Origin of the sequence: Vagococcus fluvialis, assembly GCF_003337315.1 — a bacterium.
In the GTDB taxonomy this organism is placed as follows: Bacteria; Bacillota; Bacilli; order Lactobacillales; family Vagococcaceae; genus Vagococcus; species Vagococcus fluvialis.
In genome coordinates this window covers 51,127-60,420 of sequence record NZ_QPJV01000016.1, presented here as the reverse complement: position 1 = coordinate 60,420, position 9,294 = coordinate 51,127, and the positions used below count along the sequence as shown (strand labels likewise).

The 9,294-nt window shown below is 28.1% G+C and carries 13 protein-coding genes and 2 pseudogenes; 5 read left to right on the top strand and 10 right to left on the bottom strand.

The window, feature by feature from the left end; all coding sequences use genetic code 11:
* Positions 1–243, top strand: a pseudogene (locus DFR54_RS12335) (transposase); the annotation flags it as partial.
* Between the two features lie 95 nt (positions 244–338).
* On the opposite strand, the gene DFR54_RS12330 reads toward DFR54_RS12335, so the two are convergent.
* The 4 genes from DFR54_RS12330 to DFR54_RS12310 form a co-directional block, all read right to left on the bottom strand.
* The gene (locus DFR54_RS12330; RefSeq protein ID WP_406718453.1) at positions 339–779 is read right to left on the bottom strand and encodes a deoxyribodipyrimidine photo-lyase; all 441 of its coding nucleotides are present in this window, start codon (positions 777–779) and stop codon (positions 339–341) included.
* A 366-nt stretch (positions 780–1,145) separates the two neighbouring features.
* Complete coding sequence (locus DFR54_RS12325; RefSeq protein WP_114290465.1) at positions 1,146–1,562, bottom strand: YcjF family protein; 417 nt, start codon at positions 1,560–1,562, stop codon at positions 1,146–1,148.
* 117 nt (positions 1,563–1,679) lie between these two features.
* Entirely contained in the window at positions 1,680–2,114 is a 435-nt protein-coding gene (locus DFR54_RS12320) for a CsbD family protein (RefSeq protein ID WP_249033390.1), read from the bottom strand.
* 748 nt (positions 2,115–2,862) lie between these two features.
* Positions 2,863–3,273: an Ohr family peroxiredoxin gene (locus tag DFR54_RS12310; RefSeq protein WP_114290464.1), complete on the bottom strand. Its 411-nt coding sequence runs from the start codon at positions 3,271–3,273 to the stop codon at positions 2,863–2,865.
* Positions 3,274–3,589: 316 nt separating this feature from the next.
* On the opposite strand from DFR54_RS12310, the gene DFR54_RS12305 reads away from it, so the two are divergent.
* Positions 3,590–4,534 carry a Rossmann-fold NAD(P)-binding domain-containing protein gene (locus DFR54_RS12305; RefSeq protein WP_114290463.1) on the top strand — a complete coding sequence of 315 codons (945 nt, stop codon included), beginning with the start codon at positions 3,590–3,592 and terminating at the stop codon, positions 4,532–4,534.
* Positions 4,535–4,692: 158 nt separating this feature from the next.
* On the opposite strand, the gene DFR54_RS12300 is transcribed toward DFR54_RS12305, so the two are convergent.
* The 6 genes from DFR54_RS12300 to DFR54_RS12275 form a co-directional block, all read right to left on the bottom strand.
* Complete coding sequence (locus DFR54_RS12300) at positions 4,693–5,040, bottom strand: homing endonuclease associated repeat-containing protein (protein WP_114290462.1); 348 nt, start codon at positions 5,038–5,040, stop codon at positions 4,693–4,695.
* A gap of 210 nt (positions 5,041–5,250) precedes the next feature.
* A complete protein-coding gene (locus DFR54_RS12295; RefSeq protein WP_114290461.1) occupies positions 5,251–5,451 on the bottom strand; it encodes a cold-shock protein in 201 nt (66 codons plus the stop codon).
* Positions 5,452–5,729: 278 nt separating this feature from the next.
* The gene (locus tag DFR54_RS12290) at positions 5,730–6,353 is read right to left on the bottom strand and encodes a 3-keto-alpha-glucoside-1,2-lyase-like domain-containing protein (protein ID WP_114290460.1); all 624 of its coding nucleotides are present in this window, start codon (positions 6,351–6,353) and stop codon (positions 5,730–5,732) included.
* 99 nt (positions 6,354–6,452) lie between these two features.
* Positions 6,453–6,776 carry a winged helix-turn-helix transcriptional regulator gene (locus tag DFR54_RS12285; protein WP_114290459.1) on the bottom strand — a complete coding sequence of 108 codons (324 nt, stop codon included), beginning with the start codon at positions 6,774–6,776 and terminating at the stop codon, positions 6,453–6,455.
* A 43-nt stretch (positions 6,777–6,819) separates the two neighbouring features.
* On the bottom strand, positions 6,820–7,173 hold the full coding sequence (locus DFR54_RS12280; RefSeq protein ID WP_114290458.1) for a hypothetical protein: 354 nt from the start codon (positions 7,171–7,173) through the stop codon (positions 6,820–6,822).
* Between the two features lie 290 nt (positions 7,174–7,463).
* Positions 7,464–7,985, bottom strand: coding sequence for a helix-turn-helix domain-containing protein (locus DFR54_RS12275; RefSeq protein WP_114290457.1), 522 nt, complete (start codon positions 7,983–7,985; stop codon positions 7,464–7,466).
* A 363-nt stretch (positions 7,986–8,348) separates the two neighbouring features.
* Between DFR54_RS12275 and DFR54_RS13550 the strand changes: the two are divergent.
* The 3 genes and pseudogenes from DFR54_RS13550 to DFR54_RS12265 form a co-directional block, all read left to right on the top strand.
* A pseudogene (locus DFR54_RS13550) lies at positions 8,349–8,489 on the top strand (helix-turn-helix transcriptional regulator); the annotation flags it as partial.
* 12 nt (positions 8,490–8,501) lie between these two features.
* A complete protein-coding gene (locus DFR54_RS12270) occupies positions 8,502–8,909 on the top strand; it encodes a hypothetical protein (protein WP_249033389.1) in 408 nt (135 codons plus the stop codon).
* Positions 8,910–8,944: 35 nt separating this feature from the next.
* A complete protein-coding gene (locus DFR54_RS12265) occupies positions 8,945–9,274 on the top strand; it encodes an inorganic diphosphatase (protein WP_114290455.1) in 330 nt (109 codons plus the stop codon).
* Positions 9,275–9,294 lie beyond the last annotated feature (20 nt).

The following is a 9,294-nucleotide window of genomic DNA, read 5'->3' as shown; positions in this document are numbered from 1 at the left end:
ATAATTTTCCTCCATCAATCAGAAGAACCATTTATTCAACTAACTTGATTGAAGGTTTTAACAAACAATTAAAGAAATATACAAAAAGAAAAGAAATATACAAAAAGAAAAGAACAATTCCCTAATGAAGAATCTCTAGAGAGATTCTTAGTTTCTCAATTCAACAACTATAATCAGAAATTTTTGTGTCGGATTCATAAAGGTTTTAAAGAAATACAAGATACATTAGAATCAATGTTTTAACTTAACCGACAGAATGGTTTTTTCCATTTACACATAATTCTTGACGCAACCAAATAAAATATCAGAATATATGTTATCAAAATTGATACTATAATTTATAGGACTTTCTTTTTCTCTTTCAATCCATTTTTTGTAATACGGAGTGAATACTTGATAATAATCATTGTTATTTTTTTTATTTCTTGAGAGCCATGTAAATAAGCATCTTGATAAATAAAACTTTTAATTTGTTCTTCGTCAAAAAATTGTTGGACTTGTTGATCTCTTATATTCCCATATCCTGTTTCATCAGAATTAAAATAGATTGAGTTCCACTCAGGTAATTTATTTTTTAATTTTCTAAAAGAAATTAAAGGATCTCCCCAAAAAACTTGAAGATGGGCGGAAGTATCAACTTGTTCTTTTAAATGACGTAAACTTGAAAAAAATGCTCTATGATTATAACTGTTGCATATGAATTGATCAGGATTTATCTGAAATATAAGTATAAGTTGTTCAGAGTTATTTAACGCATGATACAGAGCTTTGTTATCCATTAGTCTGAAATCTCGACGAAACCACATTACGGAAACTATTTATTTTACACCTCCATATAAAACTTATCAGTTGATAAGTTTTATACTATCATTTGATATTTTTATCATCAAGTTAAAAGCTTAGAAGAAAAAGTATTGAGCTCCTTATTTATTTTTTATAAGTTAATATAGATATAACATCAATAATTAAATAAATAAAAAAAGAAGTTGTTCTATTTACAAGAACAACTTCCAAGTTGGTTGAGTATAACTATTATTGTGGGAATAATAGTTAATAAAATTTATATTCGCGTTATAACTTATATAATAACAATTTAACAATACTAATTATTTAAATACGTTCATTAAAAGTGCTGACATATAAATTTATCCTTTTGAAAATGTTTTAATTGTACTCGCAATAACCTGAGTAAGTTCAAGTATATCAACGTCTTCAACCTCATGTAACTCTTTAGCAACAGAGAAACCTAAAAACTCAGTAAACGTTACCGCCACTCCAGTATTAATAACTCCCCCAGCGATAGTTCCTACTCCAGGGATAAACTTAAATAGGTTACCAGCTAATGATTTCCCAAATCCAGAAATTAGAGTTGCTTTTAATAGTCCTTTTACAACACCTTGGGAGATAGTTAAACCGTTTCTTTTGTAAAGAGCAACAATCATAGTTGTTTGAATAGGTACTAATAAAGCTGCATCTGAAAAAGGAATTGGACTAGCACCTACTACGCCTGCTGCAACAGTTGCAGAATGAATGATAGTGTGTTCAGATTTCGATAATTTCACCATATCCCCTCCTATATTAGCAGCCTTTAAAAAAAGAAGTTATCTCAAAAAAATAATATTTTGTTAAATAGCATATACGTATTTCTTTGATAACTTTTTAAATAACTACCTTTCATTTTATTTATTAAGTGATTCCTTAGTTTCTTTCATAGCACCATTAACTGATTCTTTCGCATTAGAGACAACTTCTTTTGATGTTCCGAGGACTTCATCTACAATCCCTTCAGTTTCTAACTCTTTGTCATTTGTCATTTCTCCTACTGATTTTTGTAAGCCAGCTTTAATTCTATTTACTTTTCCTGGACTTAATACTGTATTAGATACAATATTAATAGAATCTTTTACATCTTCAAATACTTCTTTGGATGCGCCTAAAATTTGATCTACTACACCTTCCACTTGTAATGATTCATTATCTGTAATATTACCAGCTACTTCTTTGACATTACCTTTGACAGAATCTTTATTGATTGTTCTCTCATTCATTTTTTTTAGAACTGCTAATCCAAATACAGATCCTAATCCCAAAATAATTAGTTGTTTTTTGTTCATCTTATTGCCTCCTATCAATCATATAAAACCATTATATCAAATAACTAATATTTTTCATAATTATTAGGTCGTATCTTGTAAAAATATCTAACTATAGTTTAGGATTACTTTAATAATTTTTTACTTAAAATTAAAGTATCCAACCGAGTCAGAAACTTTTTAAAAAATCTTAATTTAATAAGAATCTACTTTTTGATTTGAGGTAGTCCAATCGATTTTTACAATATTTACGTCTGTAACCCTTGGTAATAATGGGATCACATCACTTACGTTAACCTTGATAATTTTAAAAAGTTATATAAATAAAGATTCCCTTTGAAATATCTAAAGCCCTTAGAATGATTCTGAGGACTTTTTAATTCATAAATTCGATTTTTTAACGATTATATATATATCTTAATATGACTCCATCCCTATCTATCGTGATGATTTATGTTATTGTTGTAAAATCATATCGACATGAGGAATATTATCTTCTAGATATGGTTTGAAAACCAAAAAAATTATAGAATTTTTTTAATAATCTTGAGCTTTAATTTTAACAATTCTTTCTTTTAATTCATTTCAAATAAAATCTAGCCCTTTTTTTAAAGTTCTTCTATAATTCCTTTTCCTCTGTATTCTTTCTTCATAAAAAATCTTCCAACAGAAGTTTCTTGATAAGAAAATACTAAAGGTACAATCCTTAAATATGAAATGATTTCTCCATTTTTTTATTTAAAAATATGATATGAAAAATCAATTTATATTACCCAGCAACTAGTGTAATATTAACATTTCCTTTAATTGCTTTTGTATAAGGACAAATTGATTCAGTTTCCTTCAAATATTTCATAGTATCATCTTTTGATACCCCTTCTATTTTACCAATTAAAGCTACTTCAAGATGTAAACTATGTTCATCTGGCAAATCGCCAAACAAAGTTACTTCTGCTCTAATTTCTCGATTACGATCAGCTAGCCCATCACGTTTCAAAGGAAATTCTAATGCGCCATTAAAGCAAGCAGAAATCCCTGCTGCAAACAGTTCTTCTGGATTAGTATAACCTTCCTTTCTTTGACCACTTGTTTTTAAATCAAGAAAACCAGTCACTGATTTACTTTCACCTTCACGGCCACCACTGTTTACTACAGTTGAAATTGACATCTTATTTGGCATATCCATTCCTCCTATTTATAGTTCAATTTTATATGAAAGTTATTTTATGTTCAAATAATCGAATTCTACAGATGTCTGCTATATTAAACTTTTCATAAAAATGGCATTTCTTTTTTCACTTGGCATAATATCTAATTAAGAATATATTTAAATCTTGTTACTTATCATTCAGTTTTTTACCTCTAGTAGATTTTTGGTCTCATCAAAAAGGGTAACCAAATAATATAATTAGAGCACTTAAATACATACTTACAAATATAAGTGTATACTAAAAGAAGAACTAAGTAATTTAAAATATTGGTAAGGAGCGATTGATATGAAATTAGGATTTATTAAATCAGATTTTACAAACGAACAAAGAGTTCCCCTTCTTCCAAAAGATATTAAGGATTTTCAAAATGAACTATACATTGAAACAGGATTTGGCGAAAGTTTAAATATACCTGATCAGGCTTACAGAGATAAAAATGTTACTGTTTTAAATCGAAAAGATATTTTTAAGACTTGCGATGGCATTTTTTCTCTTAAACTTATTCAACCAAATGATTATCCTTTAATTAGAAACGGTCAAATTATCATTGGATGGACTCATCCAAAAGGTTCTGGACAGTCTTTTATGAAAAATCAAGCAATTCCTAAAGAATTAATTGTTGTAGACTTAGATAATATTAAACCCACTGTTTTCTTCAAAAATCACGAGTATCCCTTAAACTCAATACCTTCAAATTTTATTTACCAAAATAGTTTTTATGCCGGTTACGCAGGTACTATTCATGCTCTTATTAGCTACGGTTTTTTCCCTGATGAACAAACAAAAATTGCTGTGTTAGGTTCTGGAAATGTTTCACAAGGTTCATTCCATGCAATTTCAAAATTCTCCTCAAATGTACGGCTATTTTATAGAAAAACGATGCCTCTATTTAAAGAACAACTTGGAGAGTTTGATATAATTATTAATGGAATTGAAGTTGGAGAAAACGGAAGGTCAATTATTTCAAAAAATGAACAAAAAAAATTAAAAAATAATTGTTTTATTATTGATGCTGCAGCAGATGCTGGAAATGCAATTGAAGGAACCCATGCAACAAATATTGAATCACCTATTTATAACGAAAATGGTCATACGTTTTATGTTGTTCCTAATACACCATCAATTGCCTATAGAAATATTAGTAAAATAATTAGTCAACAATTTAGCCAACATATCTATTCTAAGGATATTAGTCAATTTATTACTATTACTCATACTGAAAACAATTAATTATTAAAAATTTTTAGAATTAAATTAGTACAACGTCGCTTATGTTAACTCTGATGTTTTTAAGAGAAAAATACGAAGAGTTTTACCTTATAAAATATTCAAAGTCCTCAGAAGAATGCTCTGAGGGCTTTAAATTTGAATAATATTTTGTCTATAACTCAACGATTAAAATAATTTTGAGTTTTATTAAGAAAATTATTCCATGAACCAAACCTTTCTATAACTTCTATTTTATTTTTATATTCTTTCTCTTGAGGAAGTCTTCCTAAACTTCGTCTCAAATTGTTAAAATCTTGAATGAAGTTTTTGTCCTCTTGAATTAGCTTAAGTTTCTCTCTCAATATGTTATCCGATTCATTTAGTTGAATAAATATCTGACAAATTTTACAATTTTTATTGTCTCCAATTGAGTGATTATCATTTAAAGTAATATGTTGAGAATGTACTTCTACCAATAGTCTAAGTATTTTTTTTCTATCATTCTGAATTTCGTTTTGGATAGTCATAATATATTTCTCCGTTCTGATATTATCTATAATTTTTAAATAATCTTGCAATAATAGTCATTTCAATATATACTTTTGCTACTGTTAGCAATAGTGCTTTTTGCAACAACTAGACAATTCGTTCAAAGATATTAGTCTGAATGGATTGTTTTTTTGTATAAAAAAAGATACATAGAAAAATTCTAAGTACCTTTTATAGTTTAAATTTAATTAAGCTTTTTCAATGTTAGTTGCTTGAAGTCCACGTTGACCTTCTTCAACTTCAAAAGTCACTGCTTGACCTTCATCCAATGTTTTGAAACCGTCACTTTGGATAGCTGAAAAATGTGCAAATACATCAGCACCATCTTCTTGTGTAATAAATCCAAATCCTTTTTCTGCGTTAAACCATTTTACTGTTCCATTAGCCATGTTGTTTTTCCTCCTATTTGCGCATCATTATACGCGTATTATATTGCAATAAATGTGATGCTAATAGGATTTAACATAATGACCCCATAACGCTCAAATTACTACTTACGTAGTATAACATTTATCAATAACTTAAGCAAACCACTCATTAAATTTTGATGATTTTAAGAGAAAAATATGGAGATTTACCTTATAAAACATTTAAAGTCCTCAGATCGATTCTGAGGGCTTTTTAACTGATGATAATACCACATTATATCTACCATGAAATTAAATAACTAATTAGTAGTGTTTATCCTTAAATTTTTAAAATGTCCTTTGGTTCCGATATCTGTCCATAGCCCTATACTACCTTTTTTATTTTTCCCATGTTTGAGGTCATTAACAATTAAGCAAGGTTCTTTAGTATTATTAACAAATAATTTTGCTTTATCATCAATAACTTCAATTTTCATATGAATCCACTCATCAATATCAATACTTACATAGGATTCATATTCTCCAGGTGCTTCTTCTCTTAATCTGTCATATTTATAATCCGGATAAGAAAAATATTGAGTTGCTCTATTTCTTCTTAGTTGAACTGGGGCAGAACCATTAGTAGGCCGTATATAAATTCCTTCAAACGTCTCGTTTCTCTCATCAATTCTAAAAGTTACACCAATAAAACCACGAGCGTATTCAGGTGCATTAATTAATAATTCACTGTATACATCAACCTCAATTGTCCCATTATGAAAGTCGTGACCTACTATTTTTGCAAATGTTGGTTCATCTTCTTTATCTACTATGGGATCTTTAATTACTCTTAATACTTCTTCACCATCCATTTGTTCAGATGAAATGAAAGAATCATTTGATATAAAATTATGTTTAATGACTTTTAAAATCTCGTTAGACATATTTATTACCTCCATCCATTTGTTACATACATTATAAGCAGATTAAAAAAATAAAAAAAGTAGCCACTTTTTAGTTAGCTACTTACTTTTTAGTTAGTATTAAGAAAGTTTACTCTGATATTCTATCCCCCATAATTTCATCGAATCAATTATAGGCTTTAACGTTTTTCCTATTTCTGATAAAGAGTATTCTACTCTAGGTGGAACTTCAGCATAGACTTTACGGATTATTAATTTATCGTTTTCCATTTCTTTTAAACTTTGACTCAACATTTTTTCACTGATACCCTCAATATTTCTTTTTAATTCTCCATATCTCTTGGTATCATTTAGTAACTCTCTAATAATTAAAATTTTCCACTTATTGCTTAATAGTTTTAAAGTAGTCGCTACAGGACAGTTTGCATGTGTATTTTTTTCCATTATCAATACTCCTAAATTATAGTTGTTACTAATAATTATAACATTACAAAGCTATTCTTTTATCATTACTAGTAGCAAAAACTACTACAAATTTAGTATAGTTTGTATTTATAATGCCATCTATACAAAGTATTGCCGTATTACCAATACTGCTTAATAAAGAAGCGTTATAAAGTAAATTATAGTGACCTATAGTATTTAAGCTTCTGCTATTTTTTCCAAGCCAATTTGAAAATTGATTATTAGTAAGAGATTGACTGGAATTTAAAAGTAGCGTTTCACATAAATCCTTGGCAGTCACACCTGAACAACTAGCTAGAGGGTGATTAGTATTGACTAAAATTCCCCATATATCTGATTGTGGCAGTTGAATAAAATCATATTTTTCTTTTTCCACAGAATCAATGACCAATCAAAAATCAAGAAGCCCACTATCTATTTTTTCTAAAACATTATCAGAATTACCACTAAAAAATGAATCATGATACTCTTTGACTATTTCCTCCACAACTTCCGTAGCAAATTTTTATTTTTTTAGAAAATATACTATTATAATATATTTTCTCATTCAAATAATCCATTTATACAAAAGAACTTCATTTAGTTCCATCACATTAACACTCACAAAATATACAAACAAAAAAACCATCTAAGTATTTTTACTTAGATGGTTTATAGTTGATTCAATTAAACATTAAGTACATTAAAGTAACCTGATAAAAAACCTGCTACAAGACCAAAAATAATAATACCAATAGCTATTATCATTTTTTTACCTGTCCATTTCTTAGCTGGGATACCTTTAATTTCTTTCATTTGTGATTCAAAGAAGAAAAATATAGCTGAAGTTAAAAATAGTAAACCAGAAACAGCCAATGAATTAGTCATGTTGTCTTCAACAATAGAGCGATACATTAAAAATAATAGTAAAAAAAATATCAGGTATGGAACAACCAACCAATTATACAGCCTCGTTAATTTTTCTTTCTTTTTAATATCTTCCACAATATCAGATCCTTTCAATAATACTTTATCTAAGGATAAATCGTAGAATGTTGCAATATCGATTAAGCTATCAATATCAGGTAAAGTTTTACCATTCTCCCAGTTCGAAATTGTCTGTCTTGTAACAAATAATTTTTCACCAACTTCTTCTTGGGTTAGATTTAACTCTACTCTTTTTTCTTTTAAAACTTCTCCTAATCTCATTCATCATTCTCCTTTTTATCGCTACCTAAATTATTACTGACTTATCTATTTTTCTCTATCTACTAGCTTTTACATGGCTGTTTTTTGACGTACAAGGTCTTTAACATGCTGATATAGAGAGGTTTTTCTAATCATTATTCATTATAACAAGTTTTTAATAGTTCTTTGAATTAAAAAATATTTTCGATATATAACTATTCAAAATCCTGCTAAATCAACAAGTGCAATTATTTTCCATCGACTTTTTTCCTAGAGTGTAATACATTGGATTGAGAATAAACAATAAAAATATTAGATTGCAGGGGAAGATAAGTGAAAATAAGTCAGGTATTAAAAGACAAAAGAAAATAGTATGGATTCAATCAAGAAGAGTTAGCTGAAAAAATTTTAGTCTCTAAAAAAACTATTTCTAATTGGGAAACCGGAAAGACAACTCCTGATTTAGAAAGTCTACTTCGATTATCAGATTTATTTAACTTATCTTTAGATGAATTGATAAAAGGAGATAAAGAAATTATGGAAAAAATAAAAAAAGATACGGATACAGTTACTAGTAATAAAAAAATAGCTGTAATCATTATTAGTTGGACTATCATTTATGGGCTTATATTATTAGCTGAATTATTTTTAGATTCCCCTAAAGTGACAGATCCGTTTGTAAACGGGCTGTTCATTTTATTAGGATTAGCTGTTGGGCTATACTTTTTCATCAAGACTAAGTTTGAATATATGCTTGAAAAAATTGATATTAATCTGATTTTAAAAGGTATTTTTTTTCTGTTGACTGCTATTGTTGTTTTTTCAGTATCATCATTTTTAAATAAATTAATAGATGTTACTTGGCAACAAAATATAATCAAAGTTATTTCAACGATGTTAGTTGCTTTAATTGGCAAAAGCATTTTCAAAAAAGCTGACAATTAATGTTTATCTAAATTTTTAAAAAAAGGATTGATAAAATGGAAAAGCTAAATCTAAAAATGACAATTGATAGACCAATAGGCTATATTGACTCGTTTAATAATATTTATCCTATTAATTATGGATTTGTTCCTGGTATTATAGGTGGTGACGGTGAAGAGCAAGACGTTTATGTAATTTCCAAAAAAGTAAATAAACCTTTAAAAGAATTTGAAGGCGAATTAATTGCTATCATTAATCGGAAAGATGATGTTGAAACTAAATGGGTTGTCTCAAGTGTTGGAGAGCATTATTCAGCTGAAGAAATAATGGAAGAAGTACATTTTATTGAACAATACTTTGACTCAGCTGTTGAACTAATTAATTAACCTATCAGACTGGAGGGTAT